Here is a 23,294-nt window from a genome sequence, read left to right on the forward strand (position 1 = left end):
ATGTCCTATTTACTTAAAGCCCTTGAGAAAGCCGAACAAGAACGCCAGCAAAATGTATCAGCCGAACAAGGTGAGCCTGTCATTCGTCAGCATAAAGCAAGCTTGCCGATGGGTCTGGTTGTGGTTGTCGTACTTATATTATTGCTTACATTGTGGCAGGCTTGGCCAAGTAAAGAGTCAGCTCTTTCTGATGGCGATATGCAAATAAATTCTGAGTTTCAATCACAAGAATCTGTCTCTCGTGAATCAATCTTTAATGAGTCAGCGTCGACTGAATTGGATGAAGAAAAAAATACAGACCCAACGTCACAAGCAAATAACGGCGTAAGCCAAATGCCTGTGCAGCCAATGGCGCCGCCAAAACCAAAAGACTTGTCGCAGCTAACAACCAATGAGCTCGCAATGATTCCAAGCTTAAATTTGGCCAGTCACATTTATTCTAGCGCGCCCGATTACCGATCGGTGGTAATTAATGATCAAACCTATAAAGAAGGCGCCTTGATTCAAGCGGGTTTGAAATTAGAAGAAATTAATCAAAGCGGTATTATTATTAATATTCATGGTCAGAGAGTTGAACTGCCCAAGGGAATTTCGTGGGTAGCCAGCAAACATGCTAAGTAGTGAAGCCAAGAGCAGTATTCAGTCTGGCTATAGCCAGATTCTTGAGAAAAAAAAGTTAAAACCAAGGCGCGGACAAAGGCAAATGATTGCCGCCATCGCCCGAACCGTTGGCAACATCAGGCAAGATGATGATGGTAATCGTATATCCGACCAACAAGTGTGTGTCATCGAAGCGGGTACGGGTACAGGTAAAACCCTCGCTTACTTAATTGCGACTATTCCGCTGGCTGCAGATTTAAATAAAAAAATAATAGTCTCTACTGCAACCGTTGCGTTGCAAGAGCAGTTGGTGATTAAAGATATTCCGGATGTGGCTAAAAATAGCGGTCTCAGTTTCAAATATGCGCTAGCAAAAGGGCGCGGGCGTTATTTATGTGTGCATAAGCTTGATCAAGAATTAAAAGATCAGCGCATGCAGGATGCAGCCATGGATATGTTTGGTGGCATTGATGCATCGGATGATCAAAAAGCATTATTCCAAAAATTATTAGATCAGTTTACCTCCGCTAAGTGGGACGGTGATCGTGATAATTGGCCGGAGCAAATTGATCAACAAGATTGGTCAATGGTGACAGCCACTCACCGAGAGTGCAGTAACCGTCGTTGCCCGCATTTTAATGCGTGCCCATTTTTCACTGCGCGAAAAGCACTCGAAGATGCTGATGTTATTATTGCCAACCATGACTTAGTGATGGCTGATATTAATTTGGGTGGTGGCGCCGTTTTACCTGAGCCAAGCAATAGTATTTATGTGTTTGATGAAGGCCATCATTTGCCTGACAAAGCCATTAGTCACTTTGCATCACAGGTGAAACTGCATCAAGAAGAAAACTTGCTTAAGCAAATATCCAAAGCAGTCGATACCCTTGGCAAGCAATGCGGTACGCCGATGGGCTTGTTGCAAGTGGTGTCGGCTATGCCCGAACACATCGGTCATATTAATGGGCAGCTAAGTTATGTGCGCCATTTATTGATTGATTTTATGGGTGATCAAGCGGACGCAGAAGGCACAGTTCAGCATCGTTTTCGCATGGGCAAAGTGCCTGAAGGCTTGATGGAATTAGCAGGTGAACTCAATAAAGCCCATAACAGCTTATATGGTTTGGTTGATAAAGTAGTCGAAGCGTTGAAAGCCTCCATCAGTAAAGACGATGGCGAATACAAACAAAGTGATGCCGAGCGTTGGTTTCCCATTATTGGGATGTTGCAAGCAAGGCTAGAGAGCGCAGGGTTATTATGGCTAAGCTATGCGCAAACCGATTTTGAAGATGCCGTACCGGTGGCCCGTTGGATTGATCGTATCAATAACGAATACGAAGACGACATTGGTATGTATTCAAGCCCCATATTAGCGGCAGAATTATTAGCGAAAAACTTATGGAGCCGCTGCTTTTCTGCCGTGGTGACATCCGCCACGTTAACGGCACTGGGTAAATTTGATCGCTTTAGAATGAAGTCGGGTATTGCGCGAGACAATCATTGTGAAATTATTGAAAGCCCCTTTGACTACCCAAATTTAGGTCGCTTGGTTGTGCCTAAAGACGCCGTCGAGGCGGGTCATGGTGATGAGTACTCACAAAAAATAAGCGACATACTGCAAGATCATTTAAAAGAAGGCGAAAGCACCTTAGTGTTATTTACCTCTCGCAGAATGATGAACGATGTAAAATATAAATTACCGTACGACGTTGCTGACCACATTATGACGCAAGATGATTTCTCTAAACAAGAAGTGATCAAACGCCATAAAGACAAAATAGACAACGAGTTGCCAAGCTTTTTATTTGGTTTAGCCAGCTTTGCTGAAGGCATCGACTTACCCGGTAATTATTTACAGCATGTAGTGATTGTTAGGTTACCGTTCTCGGTGCCAGATGACCCTGTTGATTCGACCCTTGCAGAGTGGCTTGAATCAAAAGGGCGTAACCCATTTATGGAAATCTCGGTGCCCGATGCATCGGTGCGATTGATCCAAGCGTGTGGCCGTTTAATTCGAACCGAAACCGATACCGGAAAAATCACAATTTTAGATAAGCGTATTGTAAGTAAACGATACGGGAGTCTTTTGTTAGATGGCCTGCCGAATTTTACGCGAGACTTGCATGCGTAAAATACTATTAGCTACTTAGTTCGTCTAAGTGGCTAATATAAAATTTATTCCTACCTGAATTTTTTGCTTTATAGAGTGCTTGGTCGGCCATTTTTAGCGCGAGCTCTTTATGATTTTGCATCCACGCACCTGTATTTATAATGTGGCAAGCACCACAGCTAATGGTTAACTTATTGCCAGTACTTGAAAGAACATGCTCTATGTTTAGGTCTGTAATGCTGGTGAGTATATTGGAGAGCAATTTTTTGAGCTGTTCTTCGTTATCTGACTGACAAATCATAACAAACTCTTCACCGCCATACCGTGCCAATAAATCCAATGCTCGACGTGTATGAGTTTGTAATGCATGAGCAACGGCTATTAATGCCTCATCGCCTTTTTGGTGGCCATAGTGATCGTTGTATTTTTTAAAGTGATCAATGTCCATCATGATAATGGCTAAGGGTAATGCGTTTCTTGTGCTTGCACGCCAGGTTTGGTCGTAATGCTCATTGAAGTGTCGACGGTTATATATACCGGTTAGCCCATCTGTTTGTGATTCGCTTTCGAGCTTATCTTGGTAAAGTTTGATTTTGGTCACTAGGCCATTAAACACTATTTGAAATGTTTTAAATTCAGAGACATGGCTTTTAATCGTTATGTTGGTGATCGTTCCGGAGGTTGACATGTTTTTTATTTGTTTAAACATGTTTGAAATTGGCGCAAGAAAAATAATCCAAACGGCAATGGTAATAAATATTGGTAGCATCAAAAGGGCGCTAAAACTGTAAATGGTAATGTTGTCAAACTTCTCAGGTATACTGTCTAATGGATATTCAACCTCAACAATACCAATGGGTTCGCTGATGTGGTTTGTTACCCAGATATAATATTTGCTGCGGGCATCGTCTATTTCGAATTCTTCACCATCGAGTAGTGGGTCTGATTCCATTTCGAAAAAATTCACGTCACTGAGTGCGTGATGGGTGAATTTTGCTTCGGTGATGTGACTAATTCGATTGAAGAATTCATAACTTAATAATTTAACAAAGATTAAAATGCCATTTGTATCAGAGGTCTCGTCAGAAGTTTGTATATGTGAGCTGGCGAAATACCCAAAATGATTATTTATGCGAATAAAGCCAAATTGTCGATCATGGGCAAGCAATGTTTCAATGTCTAAGTCTGGTGAGATATCGATAATCGATTGTGTTTCGACAAACTCATTGCCTTTTTTTTGTGCACCGTAAAGGAAGTCGCCATTTTTATCTGTGATAGCAAGTGCGTCTATGCCAGATTCTAAAAATGAGCCCGATATATTACTTGAAATAAATTTAGGCGTTTTATTTTCCGCGTAGTCATAAGTATCGTCCCATTTTGATAAATTCAAATTGAAGCGTACTAAGTTCGTTCTTTCGCTATTGTAGGCAGAATAAACCGCCTTTATATCATTGCTGTGCAGCTCGATGGTCGATTCAAGCAAAGCGGGGAACACCACCAAAAGGCGATAGCCAAGTAGGCTTCCACCGATTATTAGCGTGTAAGAGATAGCAGCTAAAAAAACTAAGGACCTTAGGCTCATGGTTCCTCCTGATTTTAAGCATAGCCACCTTTTTTAAATATGTGGTGTTTATGCGCTAAGCACGGGGCTTTGAGGCTTAGCTGATTGATTCCATAGCTTCTCATGAATATAAAAGGCCACCGTATTAACAGCGGGCTCAATTAAGGCCAATGCGCCACCAATGACAAGACTACCCGTCATGATGTAAGTGATAGTAAAGGCGACTGAAAAGTGAACAATGGCAAAGCTGATGGTTTTATTCATGGTGGTACCTCTTAAGTTGCAGTCATTATTTACGAATAGTTATCATTCTTAAAATCAATCGTAACTAAGAAGGGCATAGCTTTTTACTATCTTAGAGGTTATGTGTATGACCGTAGTCACAAAACGAACACGCTGGCTTTGTTATTCGAAAGGTTTAGTCGCAGAATAGCTAAGTATATAGTTTTAGGTGTGCTTATCGTGAATAGTGCCGTTACTCTTCAAGAACAATCTGCTGTTGATTCATTACCCCTTAACATTGAAGCCATTAAAAAAGCCTTCATTCAGTTAAACCTTTTGCCTGCGGCAAATGAACAGTTATCGCGTAGCCCAGCCAATACTACTCACGTAATGCGTGTTAAAGATTGGCTGCAAGACCTAGAGCGCAATTTGGGTGTAAAGGCTAAGGTAGTGGCATCACCACAAGCATGTGGTTTGTCGATTAGCGCCCCTGCAACGGTAATAGACAACGAAGCCGTTTTGTTCGCTAACTATATTGATAACCAAAAAGTGGCTTTAGACGTTTTCGAATACGCCGTGGTTGGTTTGCTGGGTGTAGAGCGTTTGTTAAAGCGTGAAAGCCTTTGTGTGCGTATTTTTGCCAACTTAGCCCAAGACACGCAAGAGTATCTGACAAAACGCCACGGCTTATCATCTGAGCAAAATGAAGATAAAGCGCTATTGGTTAAAATGTATCTAGCCGAGCTAGCTGGGCTAAATGTGCGTTTAACGTGGCTTGAAAGAAGAGACGCTTGGCAGCGCCAGTGTGTGCGGTTGTTTTATCCAAAATTAGGGTTTAATTCATTAGACCTTCATTACCTATTGTTAAAAGCCCGCCGCTTAATGAAAAAAAGCTAAACCGTATAGTGTAAAAAAAGCGCTGATATCGTCATATCAGCGCTTTTTTTATGCCTAGTGTTTTTCGCCAACTGCCTTATTTACCTAGAATAATATCCGCGGCTTTTTCTGCAACCATCACAGTAGGGGCGTTGGTATTGCCAGTGACTAAGTTAGGCATAATAGAGGCATCGACCACGCGCAAATTATGAATGCCTTTGAACTTAAGCTCGTTATCCACCACGGCCATTGGGTCTGTGTCTGGGCCCATTTTACAGGTGCCCACTGGGTGGTATTCGGTATCCGAATGGTTGCGGATGTACTCTTTAAGCTGCGCAATATTGTCGCGTTCAACTGGGTAAATCGTCTTGCCTTTTACCTTATCAAACGGCTTAGACTCAAGGATGTCGATGGTTTTTTGTAGGCCTTTTACCAAGCGATTTATGTCGTCTTCGTCGTCTAGGTAATTCGGGTCGATGAGTGGGTCTTTTAATGGGTCCTTGCTGGCAAGGCGCACACTGCCGCGGCTTTTAGGTCGCATTAAGGTCGCATGAGCACAGTAGCCGTGGCCAAGGTGGAACTTACGGGTGTGGTCATCCACGATGCCAGTAATAAACGTGATCTCAATATCCGGTGCCGGTACGTTTTCATCTGTGCTGTAAAAGCCCGCAGACTCCGCGAAGTTGCTGGTGAGCAAGCCGCGACGTTTAAATACCCACTGAAAAATCGCCTTCACTACGTCATAGCCGCCGCCTAATGAATAACCAAAGGTGCCTTTGCTTGGGGTGAATAGTTTGGTTTTATAAATTGGCACTACCGAAATATGGTCTTGCAGGTTGCTGCCCACGCCCGGTACGTCTTTCACTACCTTGATGCCGAGACTTTCAAGGTGTTGTTTAGGGCCGATGCCCGAAAGCTGAAGGATTTGCGGCGTGCCATATGCGCCTGCGCTCATGATCACTTCTTTGCTGGCGTTCACTGTGACTAAGTCTTTGCCTTGATAAAAGGTCACGCCCGTGGCGGTATCATTGCTGACGTCTACTTTTGTCACATGGGCTTCGGTCATCACCGTAAGGTTAGGGCGGGCAAGGTTAGGGGTCAGGTAGCCTTTAGCAGCGCTGCCGCGCTCGCCGCCTTTTTGCGTTACCTGGTTCATGCGACAGCCCGCTTGGCTGGCACCGTTTAGGTCGGGCTTACGGGGAATGCCATTTTGTTCGCAGGCATCTAAAAAGAATTCGTTAAAATGGCTAGGGTCACTTAGCTCGCTTACATTCAACGGGCCGCCTTGGCCGTGGTATTCATCGTGAAGGGTTTCGTTGTTCTCAGCTTTGATAAAGTAGGGCAGAACATCGTTATAAGACCAGCCATTGTTGCCTTGGGCTGCCCAGTTGTCGTAATCCCAGTGGGCACCGCGAATATACATCATGGCGTTAATAGAGCTAGAGCCACCAACTACCTTGCCGCGCGGCTGCATGCCTAAGCGGTTGTTTAAACCCTTTTGCGGCACGGTATTGTAATGCCAGCTAAAAATGCCATAAGGCACCGTGGCTGCCACACCCGCTGGGGCGTGAATAAAGGCTGAGTTGTCTTTTTTACCTGCCTCTAACAGACAAACGCTGATGTTTGGATTCTCAGTTAAGCGGCTGGCTAATACGCAGCCTGCACTGCCTGCGCCTACGATGACGTAATCGAACGTTTGGTTTTTCATTATTATTTTTCTATTTTAGTTTGATGGCATTAGTCGATGAGCATTAGTTTGCCAATTCTCATACTTAAAAACTTGCCTTTTCCAGACATAAACTTATCATCTTTGGCACATAAGCGGCCACTTTGACTAAGTAAAACCCATGACACAATTGGTAAGAAGCGAATCCTTAACTGGCTATTGCCAGCTAGTTGAGCAACTGGGCGGTAACCCAGATGCTTTATTGGCACCGTTTAAGCTCGACCGCGTCAAGCTCGAAACCGAAGGCTACATGTTCCCGTATCGCAATTTTGTGGGTTTGCTAGAGGCCAGTGCAAAAGCCCTAAAATGCCATGACTTCGGTATTCGCTGCGCCAACCAGCAAGACTTTAGCGTACTTGGCCCCATTGCACTGGCTGCTCAGCAAAGCGAAAATCTAGGCCAAGCATTACAACGGGTTTCAAGTTATTTGCATGTGTATACACCCGCTTTAGGGTTAAATGTCAGTGTGTTACCTGGTGGGCAAACCTTATTGGTGGCCGTAGAAATCTTGCTCAAGCCCTTGCCTAAATGCACCCAAGCGGTAGAGCTCACCATGGCGTTATCCGCCAAGATTATCCATATGCTAAGCGGTGGCCAAGCCGTGCCCCTCAAAGTTTTATTGCCTCATTCACCAGTGAATACCAATGCGGTTTATCGTAAAGCTTTTCCTTGTGAGATTGCCTTCAACCAAGGCGTATCCGGTTATGAGGTGAATGCCCGCGACTTAAATCTTCCCTTAAGCTCACAGCAAACCGAGCTAGGCGCCATGGCTTATAGCTATTTAGAAAGCCACTTTTTAGCCAAGCAATCTTCACTCAGCGAACGGGTAGAGGCACTTATAAAGCCCTTATTAATGGCTGAGCAATGCTCCAACGAATCCGTGGCCAAAGCACTCGAAATGGACGTGCGCCAACTGCACCGTTTATTAGAAGCCGAAGGTACTAACTTTCGTAAGATAAAAGACAAGGTGCTCAAAGAATTGGCTGAAATGTATTTAAAAGAAAAGGCCTTAAAGCTTGGGCAAGTTTCACGGCTATTGGGTTATTCGGAACAATCGGGTTTTTCACGCAGTTGCCAGCGCTGGTTTTTAATGGGGCCGCGGGAATATCGTAAACGGGTGGTGTGAAAAAAGTAGAAGACCCATTGATTCTCACTCATTCTATGGTATTAATTTAAACCAAGCGTCGTCTGGTCTGCATATCAATGAAAGTCAGAGCGAAGATGATAGCTATTCCAATCGGCTGTGCCGGGGTAAGGCTTTACGAATACCTTCCAGTATCTTGCTAAGGCCGACGCGTTTTTTCCAAAGCTTGCCATGAACCAAAACTTAATAGCAGTCAATTCGGTCACTTTGAAATAATTCAAATGTTATGGTCTTTGATTCGCCCGTGTCATAGCTGGTTATTTCAATCTTTTTGCGTAAGTCTGGCAGTAGTGGTTCAGCACCTGACTCGCTTACACTCCTAAGCCTTTGAGTTTCCCGTTTAGCAATAGACTGAGCTATACGGGCCCTTAATTGTTGGTACTTATTGCTACGACGGTACATAATCAGGTCTCCTTACCTTGTAAGGTTATTCTACCTTGCAAGGTAGGGAAGCTTGCAAGGTCTTATGAATAAAATGTTAAGCCTTTGTCTGTTATTTGGAATATACGAGAATTTAAATGAGTTTAATCTTTGCTAAGAAAGTTCAGGAAGGTGATATTTACATCGTTAGTGATACTAAATTAAGTCATGACATCAAGTGTAAGTTACCTCGTTAGTGATACTAAATTAAGTCATGACATCAAGTGTAAGTTACCTCGTTATTCTGATTATCAGAAAAATGGTGGATTGAAGTTATTTATAGTTAATAATGGGGCAGTCACTATTGCATTTGCAGGTACTGTTTCAATAGCTCAAGATGCTTTTGACCAAATTAAAAAAGAAAGTTGGGATTTACAAACAACTTTAAAGCAGTTACGGATTAGTAGTTTGGAAGATTCAAATTCCACAGATTTCTTATTATGCGATGCGATGCGATTGATAAAAAGATATACAAAATTGCTAGTGGAATTATTACGGAACCTGATTATTGCTACATTGGTGACTCTTATGGCTATAAATTATTAACAAAAAGCATCACGCAACAGTCGGATTTAAGTGAACTTGAGGCTGCTATGAATGTAGTTATCAAAGATTCCAGTATAAAAACTATTGGAGGGTTTTGTGTTTCAGTGGTTTCTGAAGGTAATTGGAGGCTGTTCAAAATTCTGTGTCAGTTAAATTTTCTACAGGTCGATGTGTTCATCCAGTCGACCTTCAAAATGAATCGCCAGCTGCGACAGCGTAAGATTCCAATTTTGCACGGGATGCGTCCAGCGCTCAGAGACTTTCAAAATACCCGCGTACAATAATTTCAGCAAGCTGTTTTCGTTGGCAAAACCGCCTTTGGTTTTTGTCAGTGTTCTAAATTGCCGATGTACCGCTTCAACGGCATTGGTGGTATAGATGGCTTTGTAGATACCATCTATAAAGTTTGTGTCAAGCTACATTGACCTGCGACTGATAGGCTGTTTGGTTCTTGATTACGCCAAAATAAATTTGAATCATTTTTCGCATTGCTGCACCAAGAGCTTGCATTTTTGACTTCCCTGCTCGAATGAGTCTATCTTTTTGTGCCACTATATCTGGGTTGTACTTGCTTGCTGAAACGGCAGCCAAGTAGAGTTTTGAGCGAATCCTTGATGGTCCTGACTTACTTAAACTTGTCCGCCCCTTAAATATTCCTGACTCGTTTAGTTTTGGAATAAGCCCAACATATGCTGCTACCTGCTTTGCATTATTGAAGGACTTTGTTGAGAACAAACAGGTTAGTTCTCTTGCCATTACGCTGCCAATCCCAACGATTGTTAACAATAACTTATGGTTCACTTTCATCTCAGGATCGCTATCGATTAGATCATCAATGACTTTGTGTAGTTCTTTGATCTCAGCCTTTAAAATTAATATTATTCGTCGTATAGATTCGATCACGTAGTTAGATGCACCGCTAATACTACTTGCTTCAAGACGATTACTTTCTCGCTGGTAATCCTTTTCTAGGGCATTTAACCTTCTTACTAAGGCTTTAATCTCCCTTGATTGAGGGGGTTCTGGCTTCCAAAGGTATAGATCGTTAGTCTGCAATGCCCCATATTTAGCCAACATTGCAGCATCAGATTTATCTGTCTTATGTAAAAGACCTAATGACTGGGCAAACTTCTTAGCTCTACCAGGGTTAGAAACAAATATGTTAAAACCTTCTTCATGTAAGAAATTCACAATTGCTTCATGATATACGCCGGTTGCTTCAACGGTTATCAGGATCTCACTGGGAGATATAAGAAACTTCTTGATCCAGCGACTCATATTTTTAAAGTCGGCTTTCTGATTATTAAATTGTTTCGATTTTAATTTAGTTGTAGTGTTACTGCTCATATAGCATATATCTAAAAATTGCTTACCAACATCTATTCCAATATATGCAATCATCTTTTTTAACTCCACTTGTTCATACAGCATCATCAGTCGTGACTGAGCGCTTGGATACCATCCAGTAATAAAGAGAAATGAAGCTAGGGGATAATCTACAATACAATGTCAGAGCATTATGTGGTCAAACATCCTCACTAGCTTCCAGCAGTGGAGATAGCTAATCACCCTCTGCTGAGAGATACAAGTGGTCAAGTAAATCTGGCCACAGTTTAAGAGGCTTGAAAGAATAATCCTTCTGCCTCATTTGGAGTCTTCCCATTATTATGCTGGTGTGGTCTCAACTGAGAATAATAACCTGCGATATAATTTGTTATCGAATATTCAGCCTCAGCAAAATTGCTATACCCATATTTCGGCATCCATTCTGTTTTTAAGCTTCTAAAAAAATCGCTCCATTGGTGCATTATCCCAGCAATTACCTCGACGACTCATGCTTTGTTTTATCTGGCAGCGCCATAGTGTTTGCCTAAACTTTCTACTGGTGTAATGCATACCTTGATCGGAATGGAACATCACTCCTTTAGGTTGCCCTCGGCTTTCATAGGCATGTTGTAAAGCTTTACTGGTTAACTGACTATCTGGCGATAATGAGAGCGCCCAGCCAATTAGCTTGCGGGCGTATAAATCCATTACAACAGCTAAATAAGCCCATCTTTTCCCGATCCAAACATAAGTGACATCACCACACCAAACTTGATTAGGTGCGGCCACATTAAACTGGCGATTAAGTAAATTGGGCACTGCAAGGTGCTCGTTATTTGCTTTCTTGTACTTCGGCGCAAAAGGTTGTTTGCTAATTATACCCAAGTGCTGCATGGCTTTTCTTGCCCTGTAGCGGCTTAATTTAATACCTGATTGAGTCACCATCGCACTGATTGTTCTCGCGCCCGCAGAGCCGTTACTTAGCCTGAACATTTCCCGAATTTTACTATGCAACTCAATCGTTTTAGAGGTAAGTTTTTCTGGGTGACTTAACCAATATTTAAAACTACTGCGATACACTTCAAATACATTGCATAGCTTCGTAACGGCGTAGCTCTCTTTCAGCTTCTGGACTAATGAGAACCTCTCATCGAGTCCGACATCAAGAGAGCGGTAGCCTTTTTTAGGATTTCTTTCTCTTCTTCAATGTCTTTAATTCTCTTTTCCAGCTCACGAATTTTGATTTGATCAGGGGTCATTGGGGATGCTGCTGGTATGCCACCATCACGTTCAAGTTTGAGCTGTCTTGCCCACTTATCGACGGTGGATTTACCGACATTCATTAACTCAGCAGCTTCGCGTACAGAATAATTTTTATCAACGATTAGTTGTGCAACTTCTAAACGAAATTCGGGTGTAAAATGCTTTCTACCTTGCTTACTCATATGTCACCTAAGATACTTATGAGGTGATGATATCACCTCTATTTAGGTGGCCAAAATCACTGTACCACTACAGATGTCATCTAACGCTGCAAAAGAATGGTCAGGCACCTTTAAGGAATTAGAAGAAAAGCGTGCTAAGTTAAAACGTCTTATCAACCATCAAATCACTGAACATAAACAAATCGACAAACATGAATCGCTAGGCGAAGAGCGTATTAAGCGAACAGAGCAAGCCATTGAAACCCTCTCTAAAGCACACGATAAAATCGATCGATTCCTAAAGACGTCTAACCCAAGGATGGGGCAAGGCAAAAAAATCAAGCAAGTTAAAATCAATATTACTGATAATCAATCAGCCAAGATGACCACCAGTAAAGGCACTATACAAGGCTATAATGGCGTCGCCACCGTCGACAAAAAGCATCAGATTATTATTGATGCTCAAGCCTTTGGAGAAGGGCAAGAGCATCATACCTTAAAGCCGATTGTTGAAAAAATTCAAGATAAATATCAGCGCCTAAAAATCAGTGAAAACATCTATCAAGACGATACCATTGTTACGGCGGATACAGGCTTCGCCAACGAAGCCAATATGGAATTCTTAAATGAATCTGGCATTAATGCTTACATACCCGACAATCAATTTAGGAGTCGTGATCCAAAATTCGCTGAACAAAAAAAGAAATACGGTAAACGCCATCAGAATGAAAAGAAGGCTGGTAGAGTTCGCAATGTGATTCCACCCAGTGAGTTTCAATTTGATCCAGTAAACCTTATCTGTGTTTGCCCAGCCGGTGAAACCTTAAGCTATCAAAATACAAGGGTATCGGAATCAGGTGCGCCTAAGGCCTTTTTTAATGGGCGCATCATGCAGTGTCGAAATTGCGAACTAAAAACACAATGTATGCAAAACCCAGCGTCAGCAGATCACCGGAAAGGAAGTGGTCGACAGGTGTCATTCACTTTATCGCACAAGCGCAAACCCAGTCATACAGATTGGATGAAACACAGAGTAGATAGTAAAGAAGGCAAACAAATATACAGCCATAGAATGTCAGTAGTAGAACCTGTCTTTGCAAATATTGGCACAAATAAAAAATTGAACCGCTTCAGCTTGCGTGGGAAAAAGAAAGTTGAAGCGCAATGGTAATTGTATTGTATGATTCATAACATCGAGAAGTTAGCGAATTATGGGCAGTTAGCAGCCTGATAAGAGTGGATAAAACGAGTTGTAAGCGTTTTTATCAATAAACTGATGAATTGAGTTGCAAGTTAGTAAAAATCTGGCAAATTGATGCGTAAATAAATTTAGAAAGAAGGCGTACGGAGTGGCTGTCTTAAATCAGGTTTTCCTAAGGCCTCGTTAACTGCACTGAGAAGAGGGTTTAAATGGAATTAGTAGTCGGTTTCCTCACAGGGATTGGCACATTGGTTATCTTGCTGCTTGCACCGGCGGTGTTGGCAGCTGAGTTCGCGTGCGTTCTGGTGTTGTTCTATGGCCTGTTTCTCAAGGTCTTTGATCCAAGTCAATATCGGGTGTTCGACCCGTTTAAAAATGGTCGAGTTGAACGCCTCTTGGTTTTACCAATATTTTTGACGCTGGCTTCCGCTATCTTCGAAGCTAGTCAACCATGTTGCCAAACGACGTTTGCTTCATTCTTATTTAATGTTCAGTTGGTCCTCTGGGGTGTGGGCGTAGCAGTAGTAGTTTTTGCGTTTGCCTTGAGGAAAATTGTAAGTTCGATTGAGATGTAACAGCTAAGAAGTTGCTGTTGTCTGACAATTTTCCCACCGCTACACGGCTCCAAAATTGCTGCAAAGCTCTGCGTTGAGGCTGTAGAAAAACCTCAAAGAGAAAAGTAGAGCGCGCTCTACGTTAAATTTCAAGGAAGTTTAATGGTAAAACCTATATGGATTTTAAACTGAGGCGTATTTATAGAGTGATTTTTACTCTATTTTCATAATGAAATTTAGGCTGTGTGTTTTTCTACAGCCTCGTTATAACATTTGGGATTAAACATAACTGTGGAAAAGCCAAAACTGCATCTACTTTATTTACAGACCTTGTTAAAGCTGGGGTATGGGGTTAATGTTGCCACTATTTTCTAAAACCGCATCTGAGCGCCCGAAAATTGCATTTAGTTCATTTATCCCCTTTCAGGTTATCGCACTAATTTCGTTGCCGATCTGGTTCTTTTTTTGGTTGCTTTTTAATGCCGGTAAGCCAGTTTCTGAACGAAATTTTTCGATTGTTATCTATTTCCTATTCGGTTCAGAGTGGAATGTGCCTTTTTTACTCTTTCTTTGTTCTGTAGGTATGTGGCTTGCTGTTGTTTTGCGGCTTAAACGTACGGCATTGATTTCAGGGATAGCACTCTGTCTACCGCTTTCCGCTTGTTTTATCATTTTATTGTTGCAATACCTTGAAGCTTATCATTGAAACGACCACATATTTGATACTATGGACCTGTAAGAGCTTTATGAAGCATTCATCTGTATATTGGTTTCGATATTTCTTCAGAAGTTTCAATAATTGGTTGATATTAATTGTTTTGCTTAGCGGTTGCACGAGTAGTTATCTGCAAAGTGAAAGTGCCAGGTTCTCTGAGTATTTCAATGGTCAGAACCTGGTCGGAAAACGTTTTGAAACCAAACTGCCAATTACAGTGTTTAAACTGGGCCATAGTCGTTTTGTGGCTCTTCACGACGTGCCTTTAGCTATTGTTATTTCAGACCAAAAGCCTAACGATTTAGTCTACTATGAGCCGCTAATAACGCTCCCATCTGGCACTGTGCTCGAGATGGTTGGCGAACTGGCTTGGCGCTCCTCAGCTATCAACGTTCAGCCTGCCGCGAATTTCAATTATTTTATAGTGCATGATATAGCTGAAGCGAGTGATCTGCTTTTGCCTTTTTCCAGCGGATTGACACAGGCTGGTCTTCACGGGCAAACGCCTCGAAAGCATATTCAGATTAATTTCCCAGAGCCTTTTCTGCTTGAAGTAGATGTACCATCTAAGTGGACATGTGCACGATACGATATAATAAATGGCGCCGAGTGGCACAAAGGTTTTAACTTGAAAATATCGAAGCGAGTTATACGGCCAGCATGTGACCTCTCCACACCTCAAGCCAGCCAAAAATAATTTGGCCAAAGTGGCAATTATTGATTGAATCTTAGATAAGAATTACAGTTGTTTAAAATGTGTCTTTGTAGTGGGCAGCTAGGAGGAGAAATTAAAAAATGTATAACCATCGCATTAAATCTGACTCCGTAAATTTGTCTTTTTTTTTGCAAAGCGATGTAAAAAAAGACGACAAGTTTACTCCGCAGTTTATGCGGGCGTTGAGACTGTAGAAAAACCTCAAAGAGAAAAGTAGAGCGCGCTCTACGTTAAATTTCAAGGAAGTTTAATGGTAAAACCTATGTGGATTTTAAACTGAGACGTATTTATAGAGTGATTTTTACTCTATTTCCATAATGAAATTTAGGCTGTGGGTTTTTCTACAGCCTTGTTATGCGGCGTCATGACTAAATGCAAAATTTCGAGAATATAATTTCACAATGAAAATATTAGCAATGACTTTAAAGATCATCGCTGTTGTATCGACTATCATAGCTCTAATGGCTTTTGGTAGTGATTTACTTCCAGTGGAGATTACTTTTGGTGGGCACGAATCGGCAGGCGGTGAGCACCAGTTCTACAAAATAGTTCTCACTGAAGGAGTAGATTCAACTCAAATTGGCATTTGTTTTTTACTCGCAGGGTTTAGCTTATTTGTAGTATCAGCGTTAATAAGAAAGTACTTGGTAAAATAGTTTGACACATAGCAAGTTTGTCCATTTGACGTTGAACTTCCCCCGATAATGTGGACACCTTTAAATAACTGATAATAATTAAGACACTCATGCTAATAAAATAGACTGAGTGCACGTTGCATTTAATCTTTGACCCATTAGCTGTTGCGCGTGAGGGTGATAGATTATTCTCATTAGCCTGATTTATTTATATGTTAGTTTTGATATGACGTGTTTTTGAACAATACTGACGACAGACATCCTGCCATAGATAGCATATTAGGTTGATTGTGACGTGAAATCTAAGCCAGTAAGGTTTGGAAATTTTTGAGGTTAGGTCGCCGCTTGCGATCAAGCAATTCAACTGCTTTGCCTAAAGCAGTTTGGCTGCCGACTAAATCTTTAAAATTTGACTCAAATGAAGTTGTTAATTTTAACTTCTTATCATGAGTGCCTAATTCTTATTACGTTAATTCTTACAGTTTTTGATCCAAGTAACGTTGCTACAGGTGAGGTGTTAATAGATATGGAAGAGGGCAGTTTTAAAGAGAAAATACCCATTCCTATCTCAGATATTATATTTACTACCGAAATGATTTTGTTGCTTTCAAAAATTTCAAAAAATTGATGGTATTAATTTAATGTAAAAAGCATGCTGAAAGCAATAATTAACGGTAAGCATGAGCCCACAAGGGATTGTTGTGATACTGCCTGTGCTGATTTTATGTTGTAAAAGCGAATGTGTGTACTTAAGTATTTTAAATATTAACGAGGTTATCGGCTCAACTAATTTTCACTCTCTGTTCATAAATAAAAAAATACGGCCTATAAAAATAGGCCGTATTATTTATTGCTGATTTTTTAGAATCAGTTGTTATTGCAAATTAATAAGAAGCAACAATACTTACGCCAGAGAATGTGTCGTATCCTCTTAATGTAATATAGTATTTACCGCCTTTCCCAGAGTTTAGGTTACAGCTTTCATCATTACCGTCTACATATGGACGGCAGTCATACTCTTTCGTTGTAGGTTGCTCACCTTTGCGAACATATAAGTCAGCGTCGCCCGTGCCACCAGACATGCTAATATTTAGCGTTGCATTGGCAGGTACATCAATGGTGTAGACGAGTTCTTGGTTGCGTGCGCCAGAAAGCCCAGTGACTGGTACGCCATTGGTTAAGCAGTTATCGTCACAGCTAGTGTCGCCGCTAAACGTGCCAGTTAAACTTACATCACTGTATTGGCTATAGCCATTGAGCATCACCCACCAATCGCCTGCTTGTGGATTAGTGAACGTGCAGTTTTCTGTGTTGTCATCTTTATATGGGCGGCAGTTGTAGTTAGTTGTAGAAGGTTTTTGACCGACTTGTACATACATATCAACATCGCCTGTGCCACCATTCGTATCAAATGATAGCGATTCAGAACCTGCAGGAACAACTAACTTATAAAAAGTATTTGTACTCTTGAGCGCCTGAGGCGTTAACACTTCGTCCATTGGTGAGTTCATTTTCTTCTGGTGGTACAACAATGCCACCTTCTAATGTGTAGAGTAACTCATTCGGTGAACCAGATTTTGCATCAGATACTTTGTTTTTAGCACTGCGCTGGTTGAGCATGGTTTCGATTTGTGATGGGCTTAAAGAGGGCGTTTCTTCAAGGTAGAGTGCAACCGCCCCAGCAACATGCGGTGAGGCCATTGATGTGCCACTGATGGTATTTGTTGCTGTATCTGAGTTGTACCATGCTGATTTAATACTTGAACCAGGTGCATAGATATCTAAGCAGTTACCATAGTTTGAAAAACTTGAACGGCTGTCGCTGCTGGTTGTTGAGCCAACGGTGATGGCACTCTCTGCCCGAGCCGGTGAATAACTACAGGCGTTTCTGCTGTCATTACCCGCGGCTACTACAAAACTAATGCCTGCTGCTACGGCATTATTGACGGCATCATCAGTTGCTTGTGAAGCGCCACCGCCTAAACTCATATTTGCAACAGAAGGGCCCGACGCATTATCTTTAACCCAGTTAATACCTGCAATAACCCCTGAGCTTGAGCCTCCGCCATTACAGTCCAGTACGCGCACACCTACAATGTTTACATTTTTAGCAACCCCGTAATCACCACCACCAATCGTGCCGGCAACATGTGTACCATGCCCGTTACAGTCTGTTGCATCTGAATCGTTATCAATGAAATCATAACCGTGAGATGCACGATTGCCGAATTCATTGTGGTTTATGCGCACACCGGTATCGATAACATACGCTGTGACGCCAGACCCATCAAAATCATAATAGTAATTTGAATTAAGAGGGAGGTCTTGTTGGTCAATACGGTCTAAGCCCCAGGTTGCATTTGGTTGATTTGCGTTTGTTTCCATTATGGGGTTAACCGACATCATTTGATCTTGTTCAATGTAATCAATATTCGGATTGCTAAGCATTTGTTGAATTGTTTTATCCGAGGCATTAACAACAACACCGTTTAGAATGCCGCCAAACTTCTGGACCACATCGATGTTGTATTGATTACTTAAATTCGCCGATTGTGAGCTGGCAAAATCTGCGATAGCGTCACTGCTTTGAATATTTAAAACCGAGGGCGTTTTAAATACAACGATATATTTACCTTCAATTGCACGACTTTTGTCGACAGACATAAGTTCTGCGGCATAAGTTGGCACAGCTGATAAGCCAACTAATACAGAAAAACTTAGAGTACTTAATTTACGCATTATTTAATCCTTTGTGAGTGGTTACTGTTTTGGATCACGCCCCATTAAGATAGTCTTGAATAACAATAAGTAAACATTTTTTTTAGTTTTAATTAAAGTTTAACTTCAATGTAATGTAATAAAATGTAATTTTAAATGTAATAAGTGTTTCTGTTTTAGGTTTTCTTGTGGCTTTGTTATGGGCCTAATACATTATTTTTTTTGTAAGTTTATGTGAGCTTAAGTATTTATAGTTTTTCACGTTGTGAGTAATTTAAGGTGATTATAATAAATTTTTTATTATTGTTTTCCGTAAAGTTCTTCAAGAAATTATGAATTTAATATTAAATAACACGACGTAAAAGTCAGGCGGTAGTTTTATGTTGGGCAGATTTATTAATATAAAATAATAAATTTTATATTATATTTTTTATTCTATTTTTTAATTTATACCATAGCAAAGCGCCTGAGATATTCAGGTGTGTATTTCATTTGCAAGCATTATAAATTAAGCAAGCAAGCTGTGACTAGACTGAATTCTTGATCGTCGCTGTCGGTTAAATTTGGTTGGGTCGTTATGTAGTGACTCCGGTTTACCAATCAATCCTTTAAAATTTGTCTCTATGGTTTGAGTGAACTCAATTCAGTTTTCAGTGCTAATGATTAAGCGTTGTAAAATAGATGGTAATTATTTTGCTGTAGCGCTTCGTTTATTTTATTGGATGATTCCGCCTGTCCAACCTAATCGTTCAAAATAATCAGTTAACTTAAAGGGTAAGCTTAAACGCTGATTAAGGGCAGAGTGAATGCCTACGTTTAATCACGTCATAAAATTATCAAGTATCAGCTTGCTGTTTGTTGATGTGTAAAGCCACATGACTCGGGTTCGACATAATCGTATAAGCCGTCATGTCGATTGCAAATACACGAGCCTGATTGTATGGCTCGTTTTAAACCCGTCATGAATATGTTTAAAGTTTTGCTGAGTGTTGATGTCAGTTCCGCAAAAAAAAGCACAGCGTGATGCGCAGTGGTAATAGATTTGTCCTCTAAACTCACTTGTTTCTTTCTGAGCTTTGGCATGTTGCGATCTGTTCCGATTTATTATTTATCATGGATAGGTATCAATTAAAGCGCGATAAGACGAATGTATGAGTAATTTTTAACTCATACTTTTCTCTTAATATGACTGTCTAGATAGTTTTAGATTTTGGTGGAATTAAGAGGATTTGATTTATATTTTGCGCGGTTTGACTAATTATTAAATAATATAATTAATGCTTTTACCTTACTTAATTCTCGTAAAAGGCGTCACGAAATCGTATGCTTTGAGATAAAATCGCGCGACATAAAAGTAAGGTAATACGTTGTATTAGTAATTTTATTTATATATTAAGTTAAGTTCTCACTATAAAAACGTATAAAAAATTACGCATTCAATGTCTGAGTTATATTCGAATTGCGCGTAAATTACGGATCGATACATTTACTGGGGTTATCTGAGGCCCTATGATTATTGGCTTGTAGAAAGTAATCGGGCAAGTACGTCATATTAAATACGTTAAGCAATTGAAGGTTCGGCTAGAATGCGACAACTTAAATTAACTTTTTATGAATTAAAAATAGGTTTGCTTGATCTAGCCGTATGTTCTTGTCGTGAGTGCTTTACATTTATGAATATTTTTAGAGTAATTTAACTAGATTCTCATCTTCGCTGCAATAAAATCCAAGACTACTTTAGTCTAGGGGGAAATAAGTCACGCTTTAAATAGATTACATGTGCGCTTAATGCCCAATAATGATTTGTTAAATCACTTACTCAATGTCGGTGTTATTGGCGAAGGTTGTTTGAATAAGCCGCGGCTATCGTTACGTTAAATAGTTGCTGTTCGTTTAATGTCTGTAAGATAATCGGTTAACTTGAGCAATTTACCGACTTCATAGTTAAGTACCGAGCAAAGCCAAAGGGGCGAAATCGCCTCTTTAGCCGCTCCGGTTTTTAAGCCGCTCGTTACAATGTGTCTCTAACAATTAGCTTATTTCAGTGCTAGCTTATAGTTTCCCATTAACGGATTAATGCTCATGAATACATATTACTTAACTATTCTCGCTTTAGCCCTCTCCGCTGTATTAACGACAAATGCGTTAGCTGACCGAGGCCCGATTCCTAATATAAATAGTGATTCCAAGTTTATTGTTTATTACGGGAATGATTTTTATACCAATACACAAGCCAACCCAGACAATTGGGTTATTAACCAATCTGTTATTAATACTTTGTCTGACTTTGATGTGGTTGTGGTTCAGCCAAACCAGTGGACGTTCACACCCGAGATTGTCCAAGCTTTAAAAGCGGGTGGTGTGGATAGGGTTTTGGGGTACATCAGTATTGGTGAAGATTATGTTAATCAATCCCTAGAATCTGCGCTAGGTAATGGTACGGGGATGAGAACGTACGATTCATCCTCTAATCAACTCCTAACCGTATCCGGTACAACACTTCAAAGCTTTTATATGGATGTTGATACGCAAACCGTTACTTATAAGGCAGACGGTAATGTTGAAAGTGTCACAACGGCGGCTCGATTCACACCGGATGGCGTGCCAGATTTAAACCCTCACTTTCATGGGTTTATGGTGTACCCCGATGCTAATTGGCGTTGGGTATTGGATAACATGCGAATCGGCACAGCGAATGTCGCTGGCCGCCAATACAAAGCAGGCTTGCAGCAATTAGCGGGCAGCAGGGATTCATCCAACCTTCGTGATCGTTCAGCGAACTTCGGTTTTGATGGATTCTTTTTAGATACTATTGATACAGCAGGGCCTTATGATAATGCCGGCTGGTATCCTTGGACCGCTCAGGCCATGCAACAAACCGTTAAATTCATTAGTGATCAGTATCCCAATAAACTCGTGATGGCCAATCGCGGTGCATTTTACTTTTCACCAGGGCTTAAAAGCCCCATCACGAATGAATATTCAATTGATTACAGCATTCGCCCGTATGTGAATGCATTTTTGTTTGAAAGTTTTCGCTATGACAGTGACCCTTCAAGCGACGGGGCAAATGGCGTGTCTGAGTACTACAACGAAAACCGCTTTAACTCCGCACCAAAAGTCATTGCTGAGTCGAATCGAGAAGACGGTTTTACGGTGTTCGGTTTAGATTATCAAAGTGGTCGCCTGAACGTTGAATCAGATAGCTTTGATATTGGCATCAGAGAAATGGGGTTTATTAACTATTTAGCACCGGATGGTGACTTGGCGACTCATAGCTTGGCCATGGCTAATTTTTTACCCGACAGTCAAAACGATAATGCGCCACCCAGTTGGGACAACACAGGTCATAGTTTATATAACACGCCCAACACAAATATGAGAGTGGGAGTTCAATCCATAACAGAAGGCGCAACACCAACGGATATTGTGATTACATGGGATACGGTGATTGATCAGTCTTATCCTATTCATTACGACATTTCTGTTGAGAACCTTTCAGCTGGTACCACTACTGTTTATGACGATGTTACCTTCACAACCAATCCTGCATGGTTACATAACCCCGCTAATAATAGTGCCAACCAAACCATCGTTAGTGGTTTGAGTATGGGCGATGATTTCCGCATCAAAGTCTATGCAGAAGATGCTAAGGGTAATCGGAACGAGGGGGATCCGGGTATGACGTATTCTCTTGCCACGCCAATTTCCAACCCAATTCTTAAATCGTCCATTACTCTAGATGGTTTACTAGGCGATTGGTCGACCATTGAAGCGTTTCCCTCAGACCCAGATGATATTGTGGCAGTCAGCGCTGCCGGCCACATTAGTGGTCAAGGTAATCAAGCTAATTGGGCCGGTATTCAAGTCGCTCATACGACCGATACAAATGAATTGTTCATGGCCTATACCAATCAAACCAACATCTATATTAGTTGGGGCTTTCAAGTATTTATCGATAGCGATGATGACCCCACAACGGGATTCAAAGGCAGTTTTGCTGGTATTAACGACTTTCCAATTGGCGCTGATTATCTGATCGAAGGCGTTAATGTTTACCAATATGCAGGCACAGGGAGCGATTGGAGCTGGATCGTTTCACCCAATAGTGGTGGTTATCAAATGGGACGAATTTGGAGCGGCAAGACGGGCGAGGTGTTTTTACCGTTACATTGGATCGGCAGCCCAACTAACGCGATGAACTTTGTTGTGTTTGGCAATAATGATTTTTATGTGAATGGCTCAACACCCATCGAATTTGATTGGTACCCTGATAACGCAACCTCTGGAGGGTATTTTCGCTATCAGTTTTGATGTGGTGGCTTTACTTTAAGTTGTAACTAAATTAGGCGCTCATGTTAAGGATTTACATGAGTGTCTTGAGACTTTACCAATAAGACCGCTCGGTGTTTAGTGCGTAATGAGCCGCTCGCATTTTATCGTGAAACTCCGCCTGTAATTTGGCCATGGATCATCCTCTTTAATACCCCCGAAATTGTATTGTGCTGTATTTATATGCATAGGATTATTAAGGATCAACCCGTATAACCATAATTTAAGAGATCTCTTACAAAGCGCTGTATCCCTTTCTATTAAAGGGCTGTAGCGTAGTTCAATATTTTTGATGATGATATACGGGGATATATCCATTTATTTGATTGACGTATTTTTTCGGTTAGGTAATATTCGCCAGCAATTAACATGGATGAGATAAACCACTGATGGCAAAGGGAAAGTGCTGATCACTTCCCCTCGCATATATAGATGGTTATCAAGATCCATCCGAATAACCAAATTGTTA

16 protein-coding genes and 3 pseudogenes are annotated in these 23,294 nt (G+C 41.2%); 11 read left to right on the plus strand and 8 right to left on the minus strand.

Annotated features, from left to right (window positions below; translation table 11 throughout):
* Together ACU6U9_RS16155 and dinG are read left to right on the plus strand one after the other, a co-directional pair.
* Positions 1-621 (plus strand): general secretion pathway protein GspB, encoded by a 621-nt coding sequence (locus tag ACU6U9_RS16155; RefSeq protein ID WP_446736043.1) that lies wholly within the window; start codon positions 1-3, stop codon positions 619-621.
* Positions 611-2,731, plus strand: a complete 2,121-nt coding sequence (gene dinG / locus ACU6U9_RS16160; RefSeq protein WP_446736044.1) for an ATP-dependent DNA helicase DinG — start codon at positions 611-613, stop codon at positions 2,729-2,731. Before ACU6U9_RS16155 ends, dinG begins: the two co-directional genes overlap by 11 nt.
* A gap of 7 nt (positions 2,732-2,738) precedes the next feature.
* Here dinG and ACU6U9_RS16165 read toward each other — a convergent pair whose 3' ends face one another.
* Together ACU6U9_RS16165 and ACU6U9_RS16170 are read right to left on the minus strand one after the other, a co-directional pair.
* The gene (locus ACU6U9_RS16165) at positions 2,739-4,292 is read right to left on the minus strand and encodes a sensor domain-containing diguanylate cyclase (protein ID WP_446736045.1); all 1,554 of its coding nucleotides are present in this window, start codon (positions 4,290-4,292) and stop codon (positions 2,739-2,741) included.
* Between the two features lie 48 nt (positions 4,293-4,340).
* Positions 4,341-4,535: a DUF2061 domain-containing protein gene (locus tag ACU6U9_RS16170; protein WP_446736046.1), complete on the minus strand. Its 195-nt coding sequence runs from the start codon at positions 4,533-4,535 to the stop codon at positions 4,341-4,343.
* A gap of 198 nt (positions 4,536-4,733) precedes the next feature.
* Between ACU6U9_RS16170 and ACU6U9_RS16175 the strand changes: the two genes are divergently transcribed.
* Complete coding sequence (locus tag ACU6U9_RS16175; protein WP_446736047.1) at positions 4,734-5,390, plus strand: hypothetical protein; 657 nt, start codon at positions 4,734-4,736, stop codon at positions 5,388-5,390.
* Between the two features lie 76 nt (positions 5,391-5,466).
* On the opposite strand, the gene ACU6U9_RS16180 is transcribed toward ACU6U9_RS16175, so the two are convergent.
* Positions 5,467-7,077, minus strand: coding sequence for a GMC family oxidoreductase (locus ACU6U9_RS16180; protein WP_446736048.1), 1,611 nt, complete (start codon positions 7,075-7,077; stop codon positions 5,467-5,469).
* A 139-nt stretch (positions 7,078-7,216) separates the two neighbouring features.
* Between ACU6U9_RS16180 and ACU6U9_RS16185 the strand changes: the two genes are divergently transcribed.
* Positions 7,217-8,221, plus strand: coding sequence for an AraC family transcriptional regulator ligand-binding domain-containing protein (locus tag ACU6U9_RS16185; RefSeq protein WP_446736049.1), 1,005 nt, complete (start codon positions 7,217-7,219; stop codon positions 8,219-8,221).
* A 606-nt stretch (positions 8,222-8,827) separates the two neighbouring features.
* On the plus strand, positions 8,828-9,205 hold the full coding sequence (locus ACU6U9_RS16190; protein WP_446736050.1) for a hypothetical protein: 378 nt from the start codon (positions 8,828-8,830) through the stop codon (positions 9,203-9,205).
* Positions 9,206-9,363: 158 nt separating this feature from the next.
* Here ACU6U9_RS16190 and ACU6U9_RS16195 read toward each other — a convergent pair.
* From ACU6U9_RS16195 to ACU6U9_RS16205, 3 genes and pseudogenes are all read right to left on the minus strand, one after another.
* Positions 9,364-9,603: pseudogene (locus ACU6U9_RS16195) on the minus strand (transposase); the annotation flags it as partial.
* Between the two features lie 13 nt (positions 9,604-9,616).
* A complete protein-coding gene (locus ACU6U9_RS16200) occupies positions 9,617-10,606 on the minus strand; it encodes an IS110 family transposase (protein ID WP_446736051.1) in 990 nt (329 codons plus the stop codon).
* 212 nt (positions 10,607-10,818) lie between these two features.
* Positions 10,819-11,976 (minus strand): annotated as a pseudogene (locus ACU6U9_RS16205) (IS3 family transposase).
* A 70-nt stretch (positions 11,977-12,046) separates the two neighbouring features.
* Here ACU6U9_RS16205 and ACU6U9_RS16210 point away from each other — a divergent pair.
* From ACU6U9_RS16210 to ACU6U9_RS16230, 5 genes and pseudogenes are all read left to right on the plus strand, one after another.
* Positions 12,047-13,126, plus strand: a pseudogene (locus ACU6U9_RS16210) (transposase); the annotation flags it as partial.
* A 239-nt stretch (positions 13,127-13,365) separates the two neighbouring features.
* The gene (locus ACU6U9_RS16215; protein ID WP_446736052.1) at positions 13,366-13,731 is read left to right on the plus strand and encodes a hypothetical protein; all 366 of its coding nucleotides are present in this window, start codon (positions 13,366-13,368) and stop codon (positions 13,729-13,731) included.
* A gap of 334 nt (positions 13,732-14,065) precedes the next feature.
* Positions 14,066-14,416, plus strand: coding sequence for a hypothetical protein (locus tag ACU6U9_RS16220; protein WP_446736053.1), 351 nt, complete (start codon positions 14,066-14,068; stop codon positions 14,414-14,416).
* A gap of 40 nt (positions 14,417-14,456) precedes the next feature.
* Positions 14,457-15,122: a hypothetical protein gene (locus ACU6U9_RS16225; protein ID WP_446736054.1), complete on the plus strand. Its 666-nt coding sequence runs from the start codon at positions 14,457-14,459 to the stop codon at positions 15,120-15,122.
* 419 nt (positions 15,123-15,541) lie between these two features.
* A complete protein-coding gene (locus tag ACU6U9_RS16230) occupies positions 15,542-15,796 on the plus strand; it encodes a hypothetical protein (RefSeq protein ID WP_446736055.1) in 255 nt (84 codons plus the stop codon).
* Positions 15,797-16,659: 863 nt separating this feature from the next.
* Here ACU6U9_RS16230 and ACU6U9_RS16235 read toward each other — a convergent pair.
* Positions 16,660-17,274: a PPC domain-containing protein gene (locus ACU6U9_RS16235; RefSeq protein ID WP_446736056.1), complete on the minus strand. Its 615-nt coding sequence runs from the start codon at positions 17,272-17,274 to the stop codon at positions 16,660-16,662.
* Complete coding sequence (locus ACU6U9_RS16240; protein WP_446736057.1) at positions 17,222-18,514, minus strand: S8 family serine peptidase; 1,293 nt, start codon at positions 18,512-18,514, stop codon at positions 17,222-17,224. Before ACU6U9_RS16240 ends, ACU6U9_RS16235 begins: the two co-directional genes overlap by 53 nt.
* Positions 18,515-20,575: 2,061 nt before the next feature.
* On the opposite strand from ACU6U9_RS16240, the gene ACU6U9_RS16245 reads away from it, so the two are divergent.
* On the plus strand, positions 20,576-22,807 hold the full coding sequence (locus ACU6U9_RS16245) for a hypothetical protein (RefSeq protein WP_446736058.1): 2,232 nt from the start codon (positions 20,576-20,578) through the stop codon (positions 22,805-22,807).
* The last annotated feature ends 487 nt before the right edge of the window (positions 22,808-23,294 follow it).

It is taken from the genome of Pseudomonas sp. HK3 (assembly GCF_052920985.1).

What these genes read in the sequence shown, in the direction of transcription:
- ACU6U9_RS16245 (WP_446736058.1), top strand. Translation starts at nt 20,576, where the DNA reads ATGAATACATATTACTTAACTATTCTCGCTTTAGCCCTCTCCGCTGTA.
- ACU6U9_RS16240 (WP_446736057.1), bottom strand. Translation starts at nt 18,514, where the DNA reads ATGCGTAAATTAAGTACTCTAAGTTTTTCTGTATTAGTTGGCTTATCA.
- ACU6U9_RS16185 (WP_446736049.1), top strand. Translation starts at nt 7,217, where the DNA reads ATGACACAATTGGTAAGAAGCGAATCCTTAACTGGCTATTGCCAGCTA.
- ACU6U9_RS16165 (WP_446736045.1), bottom strand. Translation starts at nt 4,292, where the DNA reads ATGAGCCTAAGGTCCTTAGTTTTTTTAGCTGCTATCTCTTACACGCTA.
- ACU6U9_RS16200 (WP_446736051.1), bottom strand. Translation starts at nt 10,606, where the DNA reads ATGATTGCATATATTGGAATAGATGTTGGTAAGCAATTTTTAGATATA.
- ACU6U9_RS16170 (WP_446736046.1), bottom strand. Translation starts at nt 4,535, where the DNA reads ATGAATAAAACCATCAGCTTTGCCATTGTTCACTTTTCAGTCGCCTTT.
- ACU6U9_RS16180 (WP_446736048.1), bottom strand. Translation starts at nt 7,077, where the DNA reads ATGAAAAACCAAACGTTCGATTACGTCATCGTAGGCGCAGGCAGTGCA.
- ACU6U9_RS16190 (WP_446736050.1), top strand. Translation starts at nt 8,828, where the DNA reads ATGACATCAAGTGTAAGTTACCTCGTTAGTGATACTAAATTAAGTCAT.
- ACU6U9_RS16235 (WP_446736056.1), bottom strand. Translation starts at nt 17,274, where the DNA reads ATGGACGAAGTGTTAACGCCTCAGGCGCTCAAGAGTACAAATACTTTT.
- ACU6U9_RS16225 (WP_446736054.1), top strand. Translation starts at nt 14,457, where the DNA reads ATGAAGCATTCATCTGTATATTGGTTTCGATATTTCTTCAGAAGTTTC.
- ACU6U9_RS16215 (WP_446736052.1), top strand. Translation starts at nt 13,366, where the DNA reads ATGGAATTAGTAGTCGGTTTCCTCACAGGGATTGGCACATTGGTTATC.
- dinG (WP_446736044.1), top strand. Translation starts at nt 611, where the DNA reads ATGCTAAGTAGTGAAGCCAAGAGCAGTATTCAGTCTGGCTATAGCCAG.
- ACU6U9_RS16220 (WP_446736053.1), top strand. Translation starts at nt 14,066, where the DNA reads ATGTTGCCACTATTTTCTAAAACCGCATCTGAGCGCCCGAAAATTGCA.
- ACU6U9_RS16230 (WP_446736055.1), top strand. Translation starts at nt 15,542, where the DNA reads ATGAAAATATTAGCAATGACTTTAAAGATCATCGCTGTTGTATCGACT.
- ACU6U9_RS16155 (WP_446736043.1), top strand. Translation starts at nt 1, where the DNA reads ATGTCCTATTTACTTAAAGCCCTTGAGAAAGCCGAACAAGAACGCCAG.